Raw genomic sequence first — 23689 nt, 5'->3', positions numbered from 1 at the left:
CCCGTCAGACGTGACGGCCGGAGAAGAACGTCTCGCGCAGCGTGCGCATCCACAACGGCTGCGCGTCGGCCAGCGCGAGGCGGCGCTGCCGCGCGAAGCCATGCCGCGCGAGATGGTCGGCAACCCGCGCGTGGCCGGCCGGCACGGCACAGCCGACCGCTTCGGTACGCAGGTCGTCGAGAAACAGGTAATGCACGACGGACGGCAGCCAGCCGGCCACGCGGTGCGAGCCGCGCCAGCGCGGCTCGCCGACCAGCATCCGCAGCCCGCGGTCGTAGTCGCGCGCCGCGACGTGCGGCGCGAGTGCGTCCTCTTTCAGCCAGAACGCCTCGAAATACGCGAATGGCTCGCCGTCGAAACAGCCGACGAGCGGCGTCACGTGCGGATCGGTTTCCTGCGGGCCGTCCGTGCCGCGTTGCGCGGGCTGTGCGCCCGGCCAGCCGTCGCGCACGCGCGGCTCGTCGAACCAGCGCGCGAGCCGCTCGGTATCCTCCGCCGGCCGCCAGCCGCGCAGCGTGAAGCGCACGCCGAGCGCCGGCAGGTCGCGCGCATAGACTTCGCCGCGCGGTGCGGGCGGCCGGCGCGGATGACGCCGGCCGTCGGTGATCGTCGGCAGCGTCGCGCACGGCAGAAGCGGGCCGACGCGCCACAGATCGGCCTGTTGCGCCCAGCCGTCGCGCATGCAGCGGCCGCCGTCGGCCAGCACGCCGCTCGCGCGCAACGCGTCGAGCGCGACCGCCGGCCAGGCGGCCGGGTCGAGCCGGATCGCCGCGTGGCGCGCGCTGTCCGAAAACGCCGCGGCCAGTGCGGCCAGCAGCGCCCGCCGCTGATCGGCCGGCGCCGCGCGATGGTTGTAGGCGACGAGGCGCAGCGCACCGTCGTCGCCGAGCTGCGCGCGCAGCAATTGCGCGCCGATCCCGTCGCCCTGCGCGACGCGGATCTCCGCGCCGTCGCGCGCGGCGAACAGACCGTCCGCGAACGCGAGCCGGTAGGTATCGAGCATCGTGAATCCGTCCGGGCGCACTTCAGCCAGCATGGCGCGCCTCCTGCCCCGTTTCCGCGCGCGCATCGAGCCGCGCGCCGAGCGCCGCGAGCGTCGGCGCCGCGAACACGTCGGCGACCGTCAGCGCATGGCCGGCACGGCCGGCCGCGTCGACGAAGCGCACGACGTCGAACGACGTCGCGCCGGCCTCGAACAAGTCCGCATCGGGCTCGGGAGCGGCCGTCGCGAACGTGTCCGACCACAGTGCGGCGAGCGCGGCGGCCGCCTGCGACGGCATGGCGTGGGGCCGTGCTGCGGCGCTGGCGCGTGCGCCGGACGCGGCGTGCGTGGCTGCGCGCGCATCGGCGGCGCCGAGCGCCGCCTCCGATGCACCGGCGAAACACGCGACTTCGTCGTGGTACAGGTCAACGAGCGTCTCGACGAAATCGCGCGCGAGCAGTTCGTCCGCATACGAGAACGCGGCGCTCACGCGGCCGTCCGGATGCTCGACGACGTCCAGCTCGAGCGTGAACACGACGCGATGGCGTATGTCGTCGAATCCGGCCAGCGACAGGCCGGCCCAGTCGCGCGCGGCGGCGCCGGTCGGGCGCAGGTAGTTGAACATCACCTGGAACAGCGGATTGGCCTGCGCGGCGCGCGGCGCACGCAGCGCGGCCACGACGTCGGCGAACGGCACGTCGGCATGCGCATACGCGGCGAGCGCGGTGTCGCGCACTTGCGCCAGCACGTCCGCGCGGCGCGCGGCCGGATCGATCCGCGTGCGCACGACGACCGAGTTGATGAACAGGCCCAGCGCGGCGCGGGCCGCGTCGCCCGTGAGCTCGCGCGTCGACGCGAGCACGCCGACCGGCTGGTCGGCCACGCCCGTCGCGCGGAACAGCGCGGTGTTGAGCGCCGCGTGCAACAGCATCGGCAGCGTCGCGTGCGAAGCCGATGCGGCGTCGCGCGCGGCGCGAATCAGTTGCGCATCGAACTCGAACGCGATGCGGGCCGCGCGCCATTGCGGCACGGCCGGCGCGTCGGCGCGCAGCGGCAATACGCGCGACGGCAGATCGGCGAGCGCATCGCGCCAGTACGCGACGCGCGCCGGATGGCACGGTGCGGGCAGCACGAGCGGTTGGGCGGCCGGTTCGACGGCTGCGTCGGCCGACACTGCGCTGCGTTGCACGCGGGAAACATAGCGGGCACGCACCGCGTCGAGCCACAGCTCGATCGATTCGCCATCGGACACGATGTGGTGAATCGTCACCGACAGCACGTGGTCGTCCGCACCGAGCCGCAACACGCGGGCGCGCCACAGCGGCGCGTCGGCCGCGAGGTCGAACGGTGCGAGCGCATCCGCGTCGGTTAGCGCGGCCGCGCGGGCCAGTGCATCGGCTTGCGCCGACAAGTCGATCACCGGCAGGTCGACGGCAACGTCGGCGTCGATCCGCTGGCCCGGCAGCGCGCCGTCGCGAACGACGAGCCGCGCACGCAGCGCGGGATGCACGGCTGCCGCCTCCGCGAACGCGGCGCGCAGCGCATCGACGTCGAGCGGGCCGCGCACGCGCAGCGCAACCGGAATGTTGTACGCGGCGTTGTCCGGCTGCGCGCGCCACAGAAACCACAGGCCGAGCTGCGCGGGCGACAGCGGCCACACGCCGTGCGCGTCCGGTTTGGCCACGGCGACGCCCGGCGCCGTGGCGCCGGTATGCGCGACGCGCGGCGCATCGGCCACCTGCCGCGCGTACTGCGCGAGCACGGGCGCCTCGAACAGCGCGCGCACCGGCACGTCGCGGCCGAGCCGTTCGGCCACGCGCGTCGCGACGCGCACCGCCGCGAGCGAATGGCCGCCGAGATCGAAGAAGTGATCGCCGCGGCCGACGCGTTCCAGGTTCAGCACGTCGCACCAGATCGCCGCGAGCGCGGCTTCGTCGCCGTCGCGCGGCGCCTCGTACGCACGTTCGACCCGCACCGGCGCCGGCAGCCGCGCACGGTCGACCTTGCTGTTCGCGTTGCGCGGCAGCGCGTCGAGCACGATCAGTTGCGCGGGCACCATGTAGTCGGGCAGCGTGCGGCGCAGGTGCGCGTCGAGCGTCGCGGCTTCGACCGGCTGCGCGGCCGCCCGCGCGTCGGCGGTCAGTTCGACGTACGCGACGAGCTGCGCGAGCGCGCCTTGCCCGTGCACGACCGCGCAGGCTTCGCGCACCGCGTCGTGCGCGGCGAGCTGTGCTTCGATTTCACCGAGTTCGATGCGCAGGCCGCGCAGTTTCACCTGATGATCGACGCGGCCGATGAAATCGAACACGCCGTCCGCACGGCGCCGCACGAGGTCGCCGGTGCGGTACAGACGCGCGCCCGGCGCGCCGTATGGATCGGGCACGAAACGCTCGGCCGTCAGCGCCGGGCGGTCGAGGTAGCCGCGCGCGATGCCGATCCCCTCGCCGCCCAGGTACAGTTCGCCGATCACGCCGACCGGCAACGGATGCAGCCGGGCGTCGAGCACGTGCGCGGTGCGCGCGCCGACCAGCGTGCCGATCGGCAGATACGCGGCGTCGCCGAGCTTCGCGAGATCGTCGCCGGGACGGAACATCCACAGCGTCGGCGTGATGACCGTTTCGGTCGGGCCGTAGCCGTTGACCACGCGCACGTTCGGCAGCGCGCGGCGCAGCATCGCGAACGCCTCGCGCGACGTCGCCTCGCCGCCGACGGTCAGCGAACGCAGCGTCGGCGGCGCGCCATGCGCGAGCGCCCATTCGGCAAGCTGGGCGGCGCAGCCGGGCGGCACGTAGGTCATCGTTACGCCGTCGCGGATCATCATCGCGCAGGTCTGCGCGGGCGGCCACAGCACGTCGGCCGTCACCGACACGGCGGCGCCCGACATGTATTGCGAAAACCAGCCTTCGTGCGCGCCGTCGAAATTGACCGACTGGAACAGCAGGAACACGTCGTGCTCGCCCGCGCCGTAGCGCTCGGCGATCGCCGCGCAATGCAGCGCGAACGACGCGTGGTCGACGATCACGCCCTTCGGCTTGCCGGTCGAGCCCGACGTGTAGATCGCATACGCCGCGTGGCCGGGCAGCACGTCCGGCAGCGCGACGTGCGCGGCTTCGTCGAGCGCGTCGATTTCGTCCGCGCGCCAGATGCGCAGTTCAGGCAATTCGGGCAGCGACGCGGCGCTCGCGGCGTCGGTCAGCACGTGCGCGATGGCCGCATCGCCGACGATCTGCGCGAGCCGTTCGCGCGGATGCGCCGGATCGAGCGGCACAAACGCGGCGCCCGACTTCAGCACCGCGATCAGCGCGACGAGCAGGTCGACCGAGCGCTGCAGCGCCACGCCCACGCGCATCTCGGGCCGCACGCCGGCCGCCACCAGGTGGCGCGCCAAACGTGCGGCACGGACGTCGACCTCGCCGCGCGTCAATGCGCGATCGATATCGGCGACACCGCGTGCGTCGGGCCGCGCGTGGGCATGCGCGGCGATGCGCGCATGCACCGGGACGAACGGCTCGGCGTCGGTCGCGCCGGCCGGCGCGTTCCACGCGAAGAGTTGCGCGCGTTCGTCGGCGGGCAGCCAGTCGAGATCGCCGACCGGGAGATCCGGGCGCGCGAGCGCATCGGTCAGCAGCGTGACGAAGCGCGCGGCCAGCCGTGCGATCGCATCCGCGTCGAACAGGTCGAGCGCGTAGATGAAGGCCGCGTCGAACGTACCGTCCGGCGTCGCTTCGACGGACAGCGTCAGATCGAATTTCGCGGACGGCGTACCGGACGGCAGCAGCGCGGCCGACGCCGCGCCGAGCGGCGGCAGCGCGCGGCGTTCGCCATACGCGGCCATCACCTGGAACAGCGGATGGTGGCTCGCGCTGCGCGGCACGCCGAGCGCGTCGACCACCTGCTCGAACGGCACGTCCTGGTGCATCTGCGCGTCGACGAGCGCACGCTGCGTACGCGCGACCAGCGACGAGAAATCGCCGTTCGCGGGCACGTCGACGTCGATCGCGAGCGTGTTGACGAAGAAGCCGATCAGGCCGGCGACTTCCGCGCGCTCCCGGTTCGCGGCCGGCACGCCGACGCAGATCCGTGCGTCGCCGGTCGCACGCGCCAGCAACGCATCGAGCGCGGCGAGCAGCACCGCGAACGGCGTCGCGCCGGACGCGGCCGCGAACGCGCGCAGCTGCGCGCCGGTGCGCGCGTCGAGCGAAAACACATGGCGCGCGCCGCGCGCACTGCGACGGGCCGGCCGCGCGGTCGCGCCCGGCAGCGTCAGCACGCCGCGCTGCGGATCGAGCCGCTCGCGCCAGAACGCGAGCTGACGGTCGCGCTCGCCGGCATCGAGCCAGCGGCGCTGCCACAGCGCGTAGTCGGCGTACTGGATCGGCAACGGCGCGAGCGGCACCGGTTCCCCGGACGCATATGCGCGATAGAACGCCGCAAGCTCGGACAGCATCACGCCCGACGACCAGCCGTCCGACACGATGTGATGCACGGTCAGGGCGAGCCAGTGATGCGTCGCGTCGAAGCGCACCAGATGCGCGCGCACGAGCGGCGCCGTGCCGAGATCGAACGGTTCGGCTTCGTCGGCCGTCGCGACGGCTTCGGCGCGTGCCGCGCGCTGCGCGTCCGGCAGCGCTTCGAGATCGGTTTCGCGCCACGGGCAGCGCAGCGGCGCGTGGATCGTCTGCGCGACGCCGTCCTGTGCTTCGTCGAAGGTCGTGCGCAGCGCCTCATGGCGTGCAATCAATGCATCGCATGCGAGACGCAGTGCGTGCACGTCGAGCGGCCCCGTCAGCGCGAGGCGCTCGGTGATGTGATACGCGTCCGGCGCATCGATCAGCCGCGCGTGCAGCCACAGCCGCGTCTGCGCGAACGACGCCGGCACGCGGTCGCTGCGCGGCGTGCGCGGCGGAATCGGCAGCACACGGAAGTCGATGCCGGCCGCGCCGAGCTTGTCGATGAAGACCGCGCGCTGCGCGTCGGGCAGTTGCGCGAAACGCGTCGCGAGCGCGAGCCAGTCGGGTTGAACCTTCGTCATCCGTCGTCCTTATTGGGTTTCCAGTTCGCCGAGCAGCGCGTCGATCGCGCTCGCCGCATCGGTCGCGCCGCGTGCCGCGCAGGCCGCGTCGATCGCCTCCGCGCAGCGCGCGAGCGTGCGCGTGTCGAACAGCGTGCGCAGCGGCAGCGCGAGCCCCCAGTGCAGGTTGGCCTGCGCGTGGGCCTGCGTCGCGAGCAGCGAGTGGCCGCCGAGCAGGAAGAAATCGCCGTCGCGGCCGATCGCGTCCACATGCAGCACGCGCTGCCAGATGTCGGCGAGCGCGCGCTCGGTATCGGTCGCGAGTTCGACGGCGTCGGTCGCTTCGCGCACCGGCGCGGGCAGCGCATGGCGGTCGCACTTGCCGTTCGGCGTGACCGGCAATGCATCGAGCTCGATCAGCTGCGACGGCACCATGTACGCCGGCAGTTGCGCACGCAGCGTGTCGAGCAGCGCCGCGCGGTCGAGCGGGCCCGCGTCGCCGCGCGCGACATAGCCGATCAGTTGCTCGTCGCGCACGATCACGACCGCATCGTTGACGCCTGGCGCCGCGCGCAGCAGCGCCTCGATCTCGCCCGGCTCGATCCGCTGGCCGCGCAGCTTCACCTGCGTGTCGACGCGGCCGAGATAGTCGAGCGCGCCGTCCGCGCGCCGGCGCGCGAGGTCGCCGGTACGGTACATCCGCGCGCCCGGCACGAAAGGATCGGGCACGAAGCGCTCGGCCGTCAGCGCCGGACGGCCGAGATAGCCGCGTGCAAGGCCCGCACCCGCGAGATACAGCTCACCCGTCGCGCCGGCCGGCACCGGCTGCCACGCGGCATCGAGCACGTGCAGTTGCAGGTTCGCGATCGGATGGCCGATCGGCACCGCGACCGCCTGCGCGTCGTCGGGGCCGCAGGTCCAGTGCGACACGTCGATCGCGGCCTCGGTCGGCCCGTACAGGTTCACGAGCGTCGCGTTCGGCAACAGGCGCGCCATCTTCGCGACGAGCTCCGGCGCCAGCGCCTCCCCGCTCGCGACGATCAGCCGCACGCTGTCGCATTGCGCGGCGGCCGAGAAATCGTCGAGATGCGCGGCGAACGCGGCCAGCATCGACGGCACGAAATGCAGCACCGTCACGCCGTGCGCGTGGATCGCGGCGGCCAGACGCGCCGGATCGCGATGGTCGCCCGGCGCGGCGATCGCGAGCTTCGCGCCGATCGCGAGCGGCCACACGAATTCCCACACCGACACGTCGAAGCCGAACGGCGTCTTGTGCAGCACGACGTCGTCGCGCGTCAGCCGGTACGCGTGCTGCATCCACGCGATCCGGTTCGCGAGCGCGCCGTGCGTGTTGCCGGCGCCCTTCGGCTTGCCGGTCGAGCCGGACGTGTAGATCAGGTACGCGAGCTGCGCGTCGTCGATCGCGACGGCTTCGCGGTCGATTTCGCCCGCTTCGCCGGCCAGCAGATCCGCGACCGTCAGCAATTGCGTGTCGGCGCCCTCGCCCAGCGCGGCCTCGACCTGCTCGCGCAGATGCGCCTGCGTGATCGCGACGGCCGGCCGCGCGTCGCGCAGCAGATATGCAATGCGCTCGGCCGGATAGTCGGGATCGACCGGCAGGTACGCGGCGCCGGCTTTCAGCACGCCGACGAGCGCCATCACCATGTCGAACGAGCGCTCGACGCACAGCGCGACCGGTGTGTCGGGCCGCACGCCGCGCCGGCGCAGCGCGGCGGCGATGCGCGACGTAGCGGCATCGAGTTCGCGATAGGTCGCGCGCTGCACGCGGCCGTGAGCGTCCGCGTATTCGAGTGCGGTCGCGTCGGGCGTGGCCCTCGCGGCGTCAGCGAATTGCAGGTGCAGCGGCTGCCGTTGTTCCGCCGGCCAGATACGCGCGGTGTCCTGCGCGCGCGCCAGCGCGTCGCGGGTCGCGTCGTCGGCGATCGACAGCGTGCCGAGCCGCGCGTCCGGCGTACGGGCCAGCGCATCGAGCGCGCAAGCAAACGCGCGATGCCAGGTCTCGACCTGATGCGCGTCGACGCGTGCGGTGTCGTAACCGTAGTCGATCGTCAGTTCGGCGCCGCTTTCGATCACGAGCGTCAGCGCGAAATCGGTCGCTTCGATGCTGCGTACGCCGCTCAACGCCAGCGCGCGCGGATCGGCGTCGCGCACCGACTCGTCCACCGGATAGTTCTCGAACACCACCAGCGTGTCGAACAGTGCGCCGCCCGACCCGCGCGCCCAGCGCTGGATGTCGGCGAGCGGCGTGTGCGCATGTTCGGCCGCCGCCGCGTTTTCGCGTTGCAGCGCTTGCAGCCAGTCGGCCGCGCGTTGCTGCGGCGCCGGCGCGGTGATGACCGGCAGCGTGTTGATGAAGAGGCCGAGCACCGAGTCGACGTCCGCGAGCGCATCGGGCCGGCCGGCGACGGTCGCGCCGAACGCCACGGCCGGCTGGTGCGTCATCCGCTGCAGCGCGAGCGCCCATGCGCCCTGCACCAGCGTGTTGACGGTCAGCTTCAGTGTGCGGGCGGTCTGCGCGACGCGCGCCGTCGTGTCGGCGTCGAGCGTCGCGCGCCACGCGGCCATCTCGGCATCCGCGCGGTCGGCCGTGCGCTCGGCGATCAGCGTCGGTGCGTCGAGCCGCGCCAGGCGGTCGGTCCAGAAGCGCTCGTCGGCGTCGCGGTCGCGCGTGCCGAGCCATGCGATGAAATCGCGATAACGCAGCGCCGGGCGGCTCGCGAACGGCGACACGGCGTCCGGGTCGCGGTAGTCGCGCAGCACGTCGGCGAGCAGGCGCGCGGTGCTCCAGCCGTCGAGCAGCACGTGGTGGCGCGTCCAGACGACCCGCCACGCATCGTCCGTCACGCGGATCAGCGTGAGCCGCATCAGCGGCGGCTCGCGCCAGTCGAAGCCGCGCGTGCGGTCGGCCGCGAGCCACGCGTCGAAATCGGCGTCGAGCGTGTCGCCGCGCGTGCGCCAGTCGAGCTGCTCGACCGGCATGCGTGCGTGGCGATGCACGCATTGCAGCGGCGCGGCTTCGTCCGGCATCACGCTCGTGCGCAGGATGTCGTGACGCGCGATGGACGCGTCGAACGCGGCCGCGAGCCGGTCGGCGTCCAGTGCGGTCGCGGTCGCGACGAGCTGGTTCACGTAGCTCGCGTGGCCGGGCGCGAACAGCGCATGGAACAGGATGCCCTGCTGCATCGGCGACAGCGGATACACGTCGTCGATCGCGCGCCAGTCGAGCGGCGCCCGTTCGATCGCGGCCTGCGTGAGGCCGGCGGCCTGTGCGAGCGGGAAATCGCCCGGCGTCGCGCCGGCGCCGCGATGCGCGACGCGCGACGCGCATGCGTCGACGAGTTCGCGCAGCGCGGCCGCGAAGCGTTCGGCGAACGCGTCGATCGTCGCGCGTTCGAATTGCGGCGCACCGTAGACCCAGTGAACCTTCAGCGTACGCGCGCCATCGCCGTCCGTGTCGAGGTACGCATGGATCGCGAGCGTATTGCCGAGCGGCCCGCTCGGATCGCGCTCGACGCCGGTGCCGCCGAAACGCGGGACGAGCGTCGCATCGCGCGGCGCATCGAACTGGCCGAGATAGTTGAAGGTGACGCGCGGGCGCGGTACGGCGGCCAGCACCGCACGCGTGGCCGCATCGCCGTAGTGCGCGAGCACGCCGAAGCCGAGCCCCTTGTGCGGCACCGCGCGCAGCGTGTCCTTGACCGCGCACAGCGTGTCTCGGGCCGTCGCTTCGACCGGCAGCGTCACCGGGTAATGGCTCGTCAGCCAGCCGATCGTGCGGCTGGCATCCGCGTCGTCGAACAGTGCTTCGCGGCCGTGTCCTTCCAGTTCGACCCGGCACGATGCGGCGCCGCGCGCGCCGGCCAGCGCCAGCGCGAGCGCCGCGCCGAGCAACTCGATCGTCTGCGTGCGATAGGCCGCGTGCGCGTCGGTCAGCGCGGCGCGGGTCAATGACGCGTCGATCGTCTGTACGACGACGGCCGCATCGGCGTTCGTCGCCGCTGCGTCGGGGTGATCGGGCGCGACGTCGTCGCCCTGCGCCATGCCGGCCCAGTAGGCGGCTTCGCCCGCGAACGGCGACGCCGGCTCCGTTGCCGCACGGGCGAGCCGCGCGGCCCAGGCCGCCGCGCGCAGGCCCGGCTGCGACAGGCGGACCGGCGTGCGCTCGCACGCCGCGCGGTAGGCGGTGTCGAGGTCGTCGAGCAGGATGCGCCACGACACACCGTCGACGATCGCATGGTGAATCGCCAGATAGAGCCGCGTCGAACCGTCCGGCAGTCGTGCCGCGCACGCGCAGGCGAGCGGCCCGTTGCCGAGGTCGAGACGGCGTTGCAGCGCATCGAAGCGCGCCAGCGCGTCGGCTTCGTCGCGTGCGGCGACTTCGACGAACGGCAGCGCGTCGTACGGCTTCGCCGCATCGCTCGCCTGCCACGTGCCGTCCGCGCCGCGCGCGAAGCGCTGGCGGAATGCATCGTGATGCGTGAGCAACGCGTCGAATGCGCGTGCGAATGCGTCCGCGTCGAACGCGCCGCGTACATCGAACGATACCGACTGGTTCCAGTGGCCGCGCTGCGGGATATCGAGTGCGAAGAAGCGTTGTTGCGCGGGCGTCAGGATCGGCGCGGCAGTCGATGTTACGTTTGTCGTTCCGATCGTGCTCGCAGGCTGCCGCGCGGCGACGGCCATATCGTCCGTTTTCGCGATGCGCGCGAGTTCGGCGACCGTCGGCCCGTCGAACAGCTGCTTCGGCGTGAAGCGCACGCCGCGCTTGCGCGCCCGGGCGATCACCTGCAGCACGAGGATCGAATCGCCGCCGAGTTCGAAGAAATTGTCGTCGCGGCCCACCTTCGGCGCCTTCAGCACGGCCTGCCAGACGTCGGCGAGCACCGTTTCGACCTCGCCTTGCGGCGCGTCGCCGGACGCGGCCGCGACCGGCACGGCGGCCCGTTCGCGCATTGCCGCGCGATCGATCTTGCCGTTCGCCGTCACCGGCAGGCGCGCGAGCGCGACGAACTGCGCGGGCACCATGTAGTCGGGCAGCGTCGCGGCCAGCGCGGCGCGCACCGCGGCTTCGTCGAACGCCGCGCCGTCGCGCATCACGACGAACGTCGCGAGCCGCAGGCGGCCATCGTGCTCGATCGCGAGCGTTTCGGCCTGCGCGATCGGGCCGGCCGCGCGCACGGCCGCACTCACCTCGCCCGGCTCGACGCGGTAGCCGCGAATCTTCACCTGGTCGTCGATACGGCCGAGGAATGCGAGACGGCCGTCCGTGCGCAACCGCACGCGGTCGCCCGTCCGATACAGCCGCGCGCCGGGCGTGAACGGATCGGGCACGAAGCGCTCCGCCGTTTGCGCGGGCCGGCCGAGGTAGCCGCGCGCGACGCCCGGGCCGCCGAGATACAGCTCGCCGGTCGCGCCGGCCGGCACGCACGCGCCGAACGCGTCGAGCACCAGCGCGCGCGCATTCGGCAGCGGCAGGCCGAGCGGCACGCCGCTCGCCGGATTGCGTGCGTCGGCGGCAATCGACGCGGTGTCGCATGCGATCGCGCCGACCGTCGCTTCGGTCGGCCCGTAATGGTTGATCACGCGGCAGGCCGGCGCGAGCGCGGCCAGCCGTGCGACGAGCGCCCACGTGAGCGTTTCGCCGCCCGTCACGAGCGCGTGGCGCGGCAGCACGTCGGCCGGCACGCGCGCGTCGAGCAGCGCCTGCAGGTGGCTCGGCACGATCTTCAGCACGCCGACGTCGCGGCGGCGCATTTCGTCGGCGAACAGGTCCGGATCGAACGCGCACGCGGCGGGCAGCAGGTGCAGCGTGCGGCCCGCGCACAACGCGCCGAACAGCGTCGTGTGGCCGAGATCGGCCGCGACGGTCGAGACCATCGCGAACGACGCGTCCGGCGCGAACGCGAGTTCGTCGAGCATCCCGTGCACGTAGTCGGCCAGCGCGCCGTGCGAGACGACGACGCCCTTCGGCGTGCCGGTCGAGCCCGACGTATAGATCAGGTACGCACCCTGTTCCGGATGCGGCGCGACGCGCACGCCCGCCGCATGGGCGAGCGTCGCGTCCTGCGCGAGTGCGTCGACGTCGAGCGGCTGCGTGTCGATGCCGGCCGGCCACGCGGCCGGCTCCGCGACGAGCGCCCAGCGCGCGCCGCAGTCGGCCGCCGCCGCGACGAGACGCGCGGCCGGTTGCGCGGGGTCGAGCAGCACGGCCAGCGCGCCGGCTTTCAGCGCGCCGAGCAGGCCGACGACGAAACGCGCCGAACGCTCGATGCAGACGACGACCGGCGCTTCGGCGGCCACCCCGCGTTGCGCCAGCGCCCGCGCGATGCGGTTCGATGCATCGTCGAGTTCGGCGAACGTCAGCGATGCCGATGCGTCCGCAAGCGCGACCCGATGCGGATACGCAGCCGCCTGCCGTGCGAATGCGGCGACGATGTCGGCATGTTCGATGCGCAGCGCACGGCCGTTGCGCGGCTGGCGCGACGCAGCCGATGCGTCGCACGGCAGCGCGGCCGTCGTCGCGTGCGGGTCATGTGCGGCGGACGCGACGAGCGCTGCATAGCTGTCGAGCCAGGCACGCGCGGTATCGGCATCGATGCAGTCGGTCGCATAGGCCGCGACGAGTTCGATCCCGTTCGCGTCGTCGGTGAAATCCAGCGCGAAATCGAAGCGCGCGGCAAGATCGGGCCCCGGCGTCGCGACCGCCGTGGCGCCCGGCAGCACGCTGTCGTGCCGTGCGTCGAACTGCTGCGCGAACTTCACGCGCAGCCATTCGTCGCCACGCTTGACGGGCGGTTTCACCGCGTCGACGACGCGCTCGAACGGCACGTCCTGGTGCGCGACCGCGTCGAGCGCCGCGGCACGCGCCGCATCGACGAGCGCACGGAACGGCAGCGTCGGCGCCACACGCACGCGCAGCGCGACCGTATTCAGGAAAAGACCCAGCAACGCACGCGTTTCGGGGCGCTGACGATGCGCGACCGGCACCGCGACGACGACGTCCGTTTCGCCGGTCAGCCGCGACAGCCATGCGTCGAGCGCGGCCAGCAGCACCGTGAAGACGGTTGCCTGCGCGTCGCGTGCGAGTTGCCGCACGTCGGCCGCGACCGCATCGGGCAGGCGCACCGACACGCGCGCGCCGTGCAGCGTGCGTGCGGCACCCGGCTGGCGATCGACCGGCAGCGCGAGCGGGCCCGGCACGTCGCGCAACGCGCCGCGCCAGTAGTCGAGCTGACGCTCGCCCTCGCCGCCGGCCAGCATGTCGCGCTGCCAGTCCGCGTAGTCGGCGTACTGGATCGGCAATGCGGGCAGCGACGGTTCGCGGCCTTCGGCATACGCGCGGTACGCAGCCGACAGTTCGTCGAATGCGCAACGCGAGCTCCAGCCATCGGTGATCGCGTGATGCGCGGTCAGCAGCAGGCGGTGACGGTCGTCGGCGAGCGCGACCAGCGTCGCGCGCAGTAGCGGGCCGCGCGCGAGATCGAACGGTTCGGCCGCGTCGCGCTCGGCGAGACGCGCGGCTTGCGCGTCGCGGGCAGCCGGCGGCTGGTCGCGCAGGTCGACCGACGCGATCGACACCGGCAGATGCCCGTGAATCCGCTGCATCACGACGCCATCGTCGTTGTCGACGAGCGTCGTGCGCCATGCTTCATGTCGGCCGATCACGTGATCGAGCGCGCGCTGCAGCGCGTCGCGGTCGAGTACGCCGTCGATCGTCCAGTGCGCGGCGATGTGATACGCGGCGCTTGCATCGCGCGTTTGCGCGAGCACCCAGAAGCGCTGCTGCGCGAGCGATGCCGCACGATCGACGTACGGCGCACCCGACGCGGCCGCGTCGGCCGGCGCGCGGCGCGCGGCAATCGCGGCAAGCGGTTCGCCGGTCTCGCGTTCCGCGCGGTCGACGGTTTCGGCCAGTTCGGCGAGCGCCGGATCGGCGAACAGCGTGTCGAGCCGCAAATTCACGCGCACGGCGGCACGGATCGCGGCCTGCAACTGCATCGCGGCGAGCGAATCGGCGCCCAGCGCGAAGAAACGATCGTCGCGCGACGGCGTGACGTCGAGGCCCAGCAGCGTCTGCCAGAGGTCCGCGATCCGTTGTTCGGTCGGCGTGCGCGGCGCATCGCCGACAGCTTGCGTCGTGTCGCGCGCGGCGGCAATCCGCTCGCGCAGCGCGGCGCGGTCGAGCTTGCCGTTCAGCGTATAAGGCAACGCATCGCAACGCACGAACCGGTGCGGCTGCCACGCGGCCGGCAATTGCGCGGCCACGTGCGCCTTCAATGCGGCATCGTCGGCCGCCGCGCGCAGCGCGACGCACGCGATCAGCCGCGTCGGCCCGTTGGCGGTGTCGGCCAGCACGGCCGCATCGGCCACGGCCGGGTGCGAGCGCAGGCACGCGGCGATTTCCGCCGGCTCCACGCGCACGCCGCGCACCTGGACCTGATCGTCGAGGCGGCCCAAATAATCGTATGCGCCGTCGTCGCGCAGGCGCGCAAGGTCGCCGGTGCGATAGACGCGCGCGCCGGGTTCGCCGTCCGCATCGGGAATGAAACGCTCGGCCGTGAGCGCCGGGCGACCGTGATAACCGCGTGCGACGCACACACCACCGAGCAGCAACTCGCCCACCCCATCGGCGGCGGCGCCGTCGACGCGCGCGACCCGCGGGCCGATCACGCGGCCGATCGGCAGCGACGCATACGCGTCGTCGGCTGCCAGCACCGGCGTCTCGCCCGGCTCGACCGGCCACAGCATCGGCGAGATCACGGCTTCGGTCGGCCCGTAACCGTTGATCAGGCGCACCGCCGGGAACGTGCGGCGCACGAATTCGAACGCCTGCTGCGGCAGCGCTTCGCCGCCGAACGCGAGCACGCGCAAGGCCGGCGGCACGCCGTCGCGCGCGGCGACCGCCGCGAATTCGCGCAGGTACGCAGGCGGAAACGCGGCGACGTTGACCGCTTCGCGCACCATCAGCGCGTGCGCGGCGTCCGGCGCGAACGGTTGCGGCGGCGCCACGACGATGCCGGCGCCGACCGCGAGCGGCGCGAGCCAGCATTCGTGCGCGGCGTCGAAGTTGACCGACGCGAAATGCAGCAGGTGGTCGCCGGCCTCGATCGGCAGCGCGGCCGCGAGCGCGTCGCAATGCGCGGCGAGCGGCCCGTGCTCGACGACCACCGCCTTCGGCGTGCCGGTCGAGCCCGACGTATAGATCATGTAAGCGGCCGAACGCGGATGCACGGTCACGATGTCGTCATCGAACGCGCGGTCCTGCGCGACGTCCGGTGCTTGCGCCGTCGCGTCGAACGCGTGTTCGAACGGCGTGCCGAGCGCCGCGCGGCCGGCGGCGTCGACGATGCCGTGCCGCAGTTGCGCGTCCTGCACGATCCAGTCGAGGCGCGCGGCCGGATGGCGCGGATCGAGCGGTACGAACACGCCGCCGGCTTTGAGCACGGCCAGCAGCGCGACGAACAGGTCGCCCGAACGCTCGACGCACACGCCCACCCGCACTTCGGCGCCGACGCCGGCCGCGCGCAGTCGCCGGGCAAGTTGCGATGCGCGTGCGTCGAGCGCGCCGCGCGACAGGCGCAGGTCGTTCTGGAAAGGCACCGCGATGGCGGGCGCGTCGGGCGCGATGCGCGCCAGTTCGCGGATTCGGTGATGCAGCGCAGTCGGGAAACTCGTCATGTGCGTGAAGTCCTTCGGTCCGGCCGCTTCGGCCAAGTCTCGGGGCCGCTTGGGGCGGCTTCACTGGTTTGACGAACGACGCGGCCGATTTTTTACCGCCTTGTGCGCAAAATGCGTGCGACCGCTTTTTTTGGCGATGTCGCTAAATATTTGCGCGGCCCGTTCGTCTATCAGGAAGGAAAGCGGGAACGGGGCTCGCCCCGCCGGCCGCTTTCCCGTCAGATTTGCCGTTTTTCGCGTTATTGCCTGCCTTCCCTTTACCGACGTTGCCGATGACAGCCGCCCACGAGCCTTCTTCCCCGCCGTCCCTCGACGCTTCCCCCGGCCGCCCCGCGGCGCGCCTGATCCTTGCGCTGCTGCGCGAAAGCCGCGTGTCGCTCACGCTGGCGCTCACCGCGTGCGTGCTGAACGGCGTCGCGAGCGTGCTGCTCGTCGCGACGTTGAACCGCGCGCTGTCGCAACCGGGCGCCGCCGACGCGTCGCTCGCGTGGCGCTTCGCGCTGTGCGCGGTGATCGCGCTCGTCACGCGGATCGTGTCGGGCACGTTGTTCGCCCGCCTGTCGCAGGACACGATGGCGCGATTGCGCGTGCATCTGGCGCGGCGCGTCGGCGCGGCCGAACTGCGCGACATCGAGCGGATCGGCGCGGCGCCCGTGCAATCGGTGCTGACCGATGACGCGACCAACGTGTCGATGCTGTTCTTCGCGCTGCCGAACCTCGTCATGCACGGCTCGATCGTGTTCGGCTGCCTCGGCTATCTGGCGTGGCTGTCCTGGCCCGTGTGCCTGCTGGCGCTGGCCGCGATCATCGCCGGCTCGCTCGGTTATCACACCGGCGACCGCCGCGCGATCGCGGCGCTCGAAGCCGCCGGCCAGGCGCAGGACCGCCTGTTCGGCTATCTGGGCTCGCTGTTCTCCGGCGCGAAGGAGCTGAAGCTGCACGACGCGCGCGCCCGCCAGTTCGTCGACGGCCAGCTCGGCGCCGCGATCGGCGAAGTGCGCGACCACCGCCGCCGCGCGTTCAGCGCGTATGCGGTCGGCGTCGGCTGGATCATCTTCCTGTTCTACGTGTTCCTCGGCGTCGCGTCGTTCTGGCCGCAGCTCGGCGTGCATGCCGACCCGGCCGCGGCCGCCGGCTACGTCGTCGTGTTCCTGTTCATGCTCGTGCCGCTCGACGGCCTGTTGAACAACCTGCCGACCGTCAACGCGGCGCGCGTGTCGCTCACGCGGATCGAAGGCGTGATGGCCGAATTCGGCGCGCTGCGCACGGTGCCGCCCGCGGCCGATGCGCCCGACGTGCCGCCGGCCGGCGCGGTCACGCTGCGCGGCGTCACGCACGCGTATTTCCACGAGCGCGACGAACGGATGTTCAGCATCGGGCCGATCGATTTGACGATCAAGCCGGGCGAGCTCGTGTTCATCGTCGGCGGCAACGGCAGCGGCAAGACGACGCTCGCGAAGGTGCTGACGGGGCTGTACGAGCCGGAGCAAGGCACGATCGAGGTCGACGGCCGCACGATCGGCTGGCGCGAGCGCGCGGCCTACCGGCAGCGCTTCAGCGCGGTGTTCAACGATTTCCACCTGTTCGATGCGCTGCTCGGCATCGTCGACCCCGACGATCCGTCGCGTGCGCAGGCCGATGCGCGGGCGAACGCGCTCGTCGCGAAACTCGCGCTCGACCACAAGGTGAAGGTGATCGACGGCGCGTTCTCGACGCGCGCGCTGTCGACCGGGCAGCGCAAGCGGCTCGCGCTCGTCGTCGCGTACCTGGAAGATCGCCCGTTCTACCTGTTCGACGAATGGGCGGCCGACCAGGATCCGTCGTTCAAGGCCGTGTTCTACGAGCAACTGCTGCCCGAGCTGCGCGCGCGCGGCAAGGCCGTGATCGTGATCACGCACGACGACCGCTACTTCGATCTCGCCGACCGTCTGCTGAAACTCGACAACGGGCGCATCGTCAGCGACACGCAACCGGCGCGCCTGCGTGCGCAGGATGGCGTCGATGCGCTGAGCGCGTAACACGACACCGGCAGTCGATCGAAAAAAATCGCCGGCACGCTGCAATGGCAGTGTGTCGGCGACGGTCGTTTCAGCGGGGAATTCGACTGACGTGTGGCGAAAAGGAAAGACTGAAACCGCGCGTCGTCAAGCTGATCGCGACGCCCTGCCCGTCAACGCGGCATCGTCCGCCGCTCAACGCACGGCCGGCAGCTTCAGCATCGTGTCGGTCATCACGTCGGCCAGCTTCAGCGCCGACATCGGCCCGCCGAACCCCCAGATGTTGCGCTCGATCAGCGCGATCCGGTGTGCCTTCAGCGCGGGCACGAAACGCCACACCGGCGAATCGAGTTTCGCCGACAACGGCACGTCCATCCCCGACGCGGTCACGAACAGCACGGCCAGGTCGCGCTGGCGCAGCAGATCGGCCGACGTCACGTACAGCGTGCCCTCCCGCGTCGGCTTCTTCGGCCACGGATCGAGCCCGAGCGCCCGCGCGAGGCCCGCCGACGTGCTGTTGCCCGTATAGGCCCAGTACCGGTCGGGCAAGCCGAGATCCTGCAGCAGCGCGACGCGCTCGCCGTGGCGGCCCGCGGCCGCGAGCCGCGCCGCATCGCGCGCGATGCCGGCGTCGAGTTGCGCTTCGACAGCCTGCGCGCGCGCGTCGCGCCCCGTGACCGCACCGATCGTCCGGAAGATCTGCCGCATCCAGTCGAGCTGCGTGACGGGCACGCCGCCTTCGGACACGTTCGGACTGAACTGGAACAGGATCGTCGGCGCGATCCGGTCGAGCGCGTCGAAGATCGGCGCATGCCGGAACCCGACGCCGATGATCAGGTCCGGCTTGACCGCCGCGATCGCCTCGAGCCCCGGCTCCTGCCGCGAGCCGATGTCGGTCACGTGCGCGAGCTGTTCGCTCCGGTAGCCGAGCCAGCCCGGGTAGAACGCGGTATCGGCCATCCCGACCGGCACGATGTCGAGCGCGATCACGCTTTCCGCGAACATGAAGTCGAGCGCGACCACGCGCTGCGGCCGCACGGGCATCCTCGCGCTGGCCTGCGACACGACGGGATTGCCGGCCAGCGACACGGCGCCCTGCGTACCGCCCGTGCTCCCGGCCGCGGAAACCGCGGCCGCCGATGCGGAAAACGCGCCGCAGCATGCGGCGCCGAGCGCCGCCGCGAGCGTGCCAAGCACATGCCGGCGGCCGGCGTGCATCACCGGATCGCGTCCTGCTCGGCCAGCGCCGCGTCGTCCATCGTCAATAGCAGGGGGCAGCTTCCACACAGTTGCGTTTCTCCAGGAATTTCGTAGCGCAGGCAGCACACGCGGCGCGCGCGAAACGGCGTCGGCAGCAGCGGCGAGCGCGGCACGGCATCGCGCACGGGCATGCGCAATGGATTCGGCTCGCCATGCACGCAGGTCGAGCCGAACAGCCAGTCCGCATCGCGGACGGGATCGGCCGCGCACGGCAGCGAACGATACGTGTCGAGCAGATAGTCGAGCAGGTTGCCCGCGTTGCTCCACAGCACGCGCGGCGTGACGCGGCCCATCGCCGCGAGCAGGTCGATCACCGCGCCGAGATGCGCGATGAGGCCCGCATAGCGCGGCGCGGGATCGTCGCACGGCGCGCCGAGCGCATCGCTCGCGAAATACAGCGCGGCCGGCATCCCGTCGTCGAGCGCGACGAACGTGCGCTCGGGCGTCATGTCGAGCGGCCGCCCGAGCGTCAGCGCGGCGACGACGCCGGCCGGCGCCGCGCGGCCGAAATAGTATTTGCTCCATTGCGACATCAGCGCACGTGCATGCTGCGCCGGATCGCCGCCGTAATGGTCGACCATCGCGGCGAGCACGGCGTCGCGGTGCGCGGGCAATTCGGCGACGGGCACGACGATGCGGCCCGGCGCGCGCACATCGTCGGGCATGCCGAGCCAGACGACGTCGAGGTGCTCGGCGAACGGTTCCGGCGCGAACGCCGAAAAGCGCGTGGCGCGCGCGCCGTCGAGCGCCGGCGTCATCGCCCCGCGCGCCGGGCGCGGCGCCCCTCGAAAATCAGCAGCCCGAGCAGGTACGGCGCGCCGATCAGCGCGGTCAGCACGCCGGCCGGCACTTCGCGCGGCGCGACGACGGTACGCGCCGCGAGATCCGCGACGCCGAGAATCAGTGCACCGCACGCCGCCGCGAGCCACAGCCGCGTGCGATGCCGGCGCGCGCCGAGCATCGTCGCGACGTGTGGCGCCATCAGCCCGATGAAGCCGACCGGCCCGACCGCCGCGACGGCCGCGCACGCGGCGAGCGTCGCGATCGTCAGCGCGAGCGGCCGCAGCGCGGCCACCGGCAGGCCGAGCGCGGCCGCCTGATCGTCGCCGAGCGCGAGCATGTCGAGCGGTTTCGCGAGCCACGCGAACACCGGCACCGCGAGCACGCACCACGGCAGCAGCATCGACACCTCGCCCCAGCTGCGGCCGTACGTGCCGCCGACGAGCCATACGACGAAGCGTGCGGGCTGCACGCTTTCCTGCGTGATCAGCCATTGCGCGAGCGTGGTCCACAACGCGCCGATCACGATGCCAGTCAGCGCGACCGCGAGCGGCGCGTAGCGATGCCGGTGATTCAGTGCGAGCGTGATCGCGAGCGACAGCCCGCCGCCGATCAGCGCGGCGGCGGCAAGCGTCACGTGGCCCATCAGCGGCCACGTCGACAACGCGAACAGCGTGACGAGCCCCGCGCCCTGCGTGACGCCGAGCACTTCGGGGCCCGCGAGCGGATTGCGCACGACGCTCTGCATCGCGACGCCGCTGACCGCAAGCAACGCGCCGGCGAGCAGCGCGCACAGCAGACGCGGCATGCGCAGGTCGATCAGCATCCGCGCGAGCGCATCGTGACCGGACAGCGCGGCCGACCAGCGCGCGGGCGCGAGCCATTCGGGGCCGGCCGACACGCCGACGAAGAGCACCAGCACGCCCGCCACGACGAACAGCACGGTGCGCAACGGCCAGCCGAGCCGTTCGAGCCAGCCGACGAGCCGCGTCGAGCCGCCGCCCGCCGCGCGTTCGGCATCCGCGTGCAGCACGCCCGACCACGCGGCGCCGCGCCGGATCATCGCGAGCATCAGCGGCGTGCCGACCAGCGCGATCGCGACGCCGGTCGACAGCGTCGCGTCGAGGCCCGATGCGAGCACCGCGCTGTCGGTGACGAGCACGAGCGCGCCGCCGGCGAGCGCCGACAGCGGCACCAGCACGCCGAGCCGCGCCGCACGCGCGCCGCGCACCTGGCGCAGCAGGTTCGGCGCGACGAGGCCGACGTACGACAGCGGGCCCGCGATGCTGACGGCCACGCTCGTGAACGCGACCGCGACGATCGTCGCGGCGAGCCGCGTCGCATCGACGCGCACGCCGGCCGCGGCCGCCGCATCGTCGCCGAGCGTGAGCGGATTCAGCGGCCGGATCACGAACGGCAGCGCGACCAGCGGCACGACGAGCCAGCGCGCGGCGAGCGCGAGGCCCGTCGCGCCCGGCTGGTACAGGCTGCCGTTGGTCCACAGTGCGGCGCCCGCGATGTTCTGCTCGAAGAACGCGAGCACGAGCGTCGACAGCGCCGCGAACAGCAGCATGCACACGCTGCCCGCGAGCACGAGCCGCAACGGCGTCGCGCGCCAGCCGCCCGCCGCGACGATCGCGCACGCGGCGGCCGCGAGCCCGCACACGAACAGCAGCGGCACCGACGCGACGCCCGCCAGCGCCGGCACCAGCATCGCCGCGAGCAGCCCGAGCTGGGCACCGCCCGTCACGCCGAGCAGGTCGGGCGACGCGAGCGGATTACGCGTGAGCGACTGGAACAGCGCGCCGGCGATGCCGAGGCAGCCGCCCGCGACGAGCGCGGCCGCGACGCGCGGCAGATTGAGGTCGAACAGGAATACGTGCGCGAGCGCCGCGGCATCGCTGCCGGGCGCCGCGTCCCACCACACGCGCAGGTCCGGGGCAATCCGCAGCGCGGCGAGCAGCGCGATCAGCGCGACGAGGCCGAACGCGATCGCGCCGGCCCGCCCTTTCGTCGCGCCCCTGCCCGTCGCCGCGAGGCGCTTGCGCATCGCGAACGTCGTCATACGGCGAGATCCCGGTCGAAGACGCCGGCCGCCTGCGGCGCGCCGTCCGTCGACGGCCCGTAGGCCGGCACGCACATCGGCGCGCCCGTCTGCGGATGCGCGAGCTTCAGCATCTCGACGCCGAACGCCGCGCGCAGCCGCGCCGGCTCGAGCATCGCGTCGGGCGTGCCCTGCGCGACGAGGCGGCCCGCGCGCATCAGCACGATCTCGTCGCTGTACGCGGCCGCCTGGTTCAGGTCATGCAGCACCCAGACGATCGTCAGCCCGCGCGTACGGTTCAGCGCACGCAGCGCATCGAGGATGTCGAGCTGGTGATGAATGTCGAGATACGTCGTGGGTTCGTCGAGCAGCACGATCGGCGCCTGCTGGGCGAGCGCCATCGCGATCCACGCGCGCTGGCGTTCGCCGCCCGACAGCGCGCCGACGTCGCGCTCCGCGTCGCCCGCGAGGCCGCTCGTGTCGAGCGCCTCGTCGATCGCCGCATGATCGGCGCGCGACAGGCCGCTCAGGAAGCCGCCGTACGCATAGCGCCCGTACGCGACGAGCTCGCGCACCGTGAGGCCCGACGGAATCTGGTTGAACTGCGCGAGCATCGTCAGCTCGCGCGCGAGCGCGCGACGGCGAAACGACGCGAGCGGCTTGCCGTTCACGTCGACGTGGCCGGCACGCGCGGGCTGCAGGCCTGCGAGCGTGCGCAGCAGCGTGCTCTTGCCGCAGCCGTTCGGTCCGCACAGCGCGGTTACGCGGCCGGCCGCGATCGACAGGTCCAGCCCGTCGATCACGACATGGTCGCGATATCCCACCGACAGCCCGCGCGCGGCAAGCGCGGCGGTACGACGCGTCATCAATCCTCCGTTCGGTCGCGCGGGACCGTATAACTCTGCGCCATCGCGACGACGACCTTGCGCGGCCCCTCGAACGGGTCGCGCGCATGCGCGGTCAGCATGTTGTCGAGCATCAGCACGTCGCCGGTGCGCCACGGGAACACGATGCGCTGCTGGTCGAGCACGCCTCGGATCTGCGCGAGCGCGTCGGCCTCGAGCGGTTCGCCGTCGCCGTAGTACACGTTGCGCGGCACGTTCTCGAGCCCGACCGCGTCGACGAGCGCTTCCTGCATGTCGTCGTCGAGCGCCGACAGGTGAAACAGGTTCGCCTGGTTGAACCACACGCGCTCGCCCGTGCGCGGATGGCGTGCGACCGCCTGGCAACGCTCGCGCGTGCGCAGCAGAAGCTCGCCGTCGTCGTCGGTGCGCCACGCGCACTCGATGCCGCGCGCCGCGCACATCCGCTCGACCTCGGCCGGCTCGTCGGTGCCGAACGACTGCTGCCACGGCAGATCGAGCCCCTGCCCGAAATTGCGCACGTACAGCAGCTCGCGCTTCTCGAAGCGGGCGACGAGCGCCGGGTCGAGCGCGCGGTAGACGGCGCGGCTGTCCGCGATCGGCGTCGCCCCGCCCTTCGGCGCGGCGAGCGCGCAGTGGAACCAGATCCGCAGCGGCCATTCGCGCGTGTACGACTGCTCGTTGTGCAGCGGAATCGCGCGGTGCGGCGGGTATTCGGTCGACGTGTAGACCGCGCCCTCGACCTGGCTGCGCGGCGTCGACGCATATTCATAGCCGATCAGCGGATCGCCGAACGATGCCGCGAATTGCTGGAACGTATCGATCGACGGCACGCGAAAGCCCGTGAACAGCACGCCGCCCGCCCGTTCGAGCGTGTCGGCCGCGATCTCGCGCGCGAGCGGCGCGACGTCGTCGATCGACATCCCGTCGTTGCCGCGCGGCGACACGACGGTGGGCAGTCCCGGCTCGATACGCAGGTCGTCGAGCGTCGGCAACGAAAGCAGGGTCATGCAACGTCCTCTTCAGGTGGCGCGCCGCACATGCGGCGCAACG

General features: G+C 72.4%; 9 protein-coding genes. 1 reads left to right on the top strand and 8 read right to left on the bottom strand.

All coding sequences use genetic code 11. The annotated features are described in order from the left end of the window. Positions 1-4: 4 nt before the first annotated feature. Genes A9Z05_RS26385 through A9Z05_RS26375 form a run of 3 tightly spaced genes read right to left on the bottom strand, consistent with a single transcriptional unit; the run spans position 5 to position 15692 of the window. Positions 5-1036: a GNAT family N-acetyltransferase gene (locus A9Z05_RS26385; protein ID WP_069620692.1), complete on the bottom strand. Its 1032-nt coding sequence runs from the start codon at positions 1034-1036 to the stop codon at positions 5-7. Next, positions 1026-6014 carry a non-ribosomal peptide synthetase gene (locus A9Z05_RS26380; RefSeq protein ID WP_069620691.1) on the bottom strand — a complete coding sequence of 1663 codons (4989 nt, stop codon included), beginning with the start codon at positions 6012-6014 and terminating at the stop codon, positions 1026-1028. Before A9Z05_RS26380 ends, A9Z05_RS26385 begins: the two co-directional genes overlap by 11 nt. A 9-nt stretch (positions 6015-6023) precedes the next feature. After that, complete coding sequence (locus tag A9Z05_RS26375) at positions 6024-15692, bottom strand: non-ribosomal peptide synthetase (protein ID WP_069620753.1); 9669 nt, start codon at positions 15690-15692, stop codon at positions 6024-6026. 272 nt (positions 15693-15964) lie between these two features. Here A9Z05_RS26375 and A9Z05_RS26370 point away from each other — a divergent pair, with 272 nt between their 5' ends. After that, on the top strand, positions 15965-17710 hold the full coding sequence (locus tag A9Z05_RS26370; RefSeq protein ID WP_069620690.1) for a cyclic peptide export ABC transporter: 1746 nt from the start codon (positions 15965-15967) through the stop codon (positions 17708-17710). Between the two features lie 174 nt (positions 17711-17884). Here A9Z05_RS26370 and A9Z05_RS26365 read toward each other — a convergent pair whose 3' ends face one another. From A9Z05_RS26365 to A9Z05_RS26345, 5 genes are read right to left on the bottom strand one after another with little or no spacing between them, the layout of a single operon-like run. Continuing rightward, positions 17885-18910, bottom strand: a complete 1026-nt coding sequence (locus tag A9Z05_RS26365; RefSeq protein WP_141723490.1) for an ABC transporter substrate-binding protein — start codon at positions 18908-18910, stop codon at positions 17885-17887. Further along, complete coding sequence (fhuF, locus tag A9Z05_RS26360; protein WP_069620688.1) at positions 18907-19707, bottom strand: siderophore-iron reductase FhuF; 801 nt, start codon at positions 19705-19707, stop codon at positions 18907-18909. The genes A9Z05_RS26365 and fhuF overlap by 4 nt, the downstream gene beginning before the upstream one ends. Continuing rightward, a complete protein-coding gene (gene fhuB, locus A9Z05_RS26355; protein ID WP_069620687.1) occupies positions 19704-21794 on the bottom strand; it encodes a Fe(3+)-hydroxamate ABC transporter permease FhuB in 2091 nt (696 codons plus the stop codon). Before fhuB ends, fhuF begins: the two co-directional genes overlap by 4 nt. Then, complete coding sequence (locus A9Z05_RS26350) at positions 21791-22639, bottom strand: ABC transporter ATP-binding protein (protein WP_069620686.1); 849 nt, start codon at positions 22637-22639, stop codon at positions 21791-21793. Before A9Z05_RS26350 ends, fhuB begins: the two co-directional genes overlap by 4 nt. Then, on the bottom strand, positions 22639-23646 hold the full coding sequence (locus tag A9Z05_RS26345; protein WP_069620685.1) for a TauD/TfdA family dioxygenase: 1008 nt from the start codon (positions 23644-23646) through the stop codon (positions 22639-22641). The genes A9Z05_RS26350 and A9Z05_RS26345 overlap by 1 nt, the downstream gene beginning before the upstream one ends. Positions 23647-23689: the final 43 nt, after the last annotated feature.

It is taken from the genome of Burkholderia sp. A2 (assembly GCF_001729305.1).
GTDB classification, from domain to species: domain Bacteria; phylum Pseudomonadota; class Gammaproteobacteria; order Burkholderiales; family Burkholderiaceae; genus Burkholderia; species Burkholderia sola.
This window is presented reverse-complemented; position numbering and strand designations above follow the sequence as displayed.

What these genes read in the sequence shown, in the direction of transcription:
- fhuB (WP_069620687.1), bottom strand. Translation starts at nt 21,794, where the DNA reads ATGACGACGTTCGCGATGCGCAAGCGCCTCGCGGCGACGGGCAGGGGC.
- A9Z05_RS26370 (WP_069620690.1), top strand. Translation starts at nt 15,965, where the DNA reads ATGACAGCCGCCCACGAGCCTTCTTCCCCGCCGTCCCTCGACGCTTCC.
- A9Z05_RS26345 (WP_069620685.1), bottom strand. Translation starts at nt 23,646, where the DNA reads ATGACCCTGCTTTCGTTGCCGACGCTCGACGACCTGCGTATCGAGCCG.
- fhuF (WP_069620688.1), bottom strand. Translation starts at nt 19,707, where the DNA reads ATGACGCCGGCGCTCGACGGCGCGCGCGCCACGCGCTTTTCGGCGTTC.
- A9Z05_RS26350 (WP_069620686.1), bottom strand. Translation starts at nt 22,639, where the DNA reads ATGACGCGTCGTACCGCCGCGCTTGCCGCGCGCGGGCTGTCGGTGGGA.
- A9Z05_RS26380 (WP_069620691.1), bottom strand. Translation starts at nt 6,014, where the DNA reads ATGACGAAGGTTCAACCCGACTGGCTCGCGCTCGCGACGCGTTTCGCG.
- A9Z05_RS26375 (WP_069620753.1), bottom strand. Translation starts at nt 15,692, where the DNA reads ATGACGAGTTTCCCGACTGCGCTGCATCACCGAATCCGCGAACTGGCG.
- A9Z05_RS26385 (WP_069620692.1), bottom strand. Translation starts at nt 1,036, where the DNA reads ATGCTGGCTGAAGTGCGCCCGGACGGATTCACGATGCTCGATACCTAC.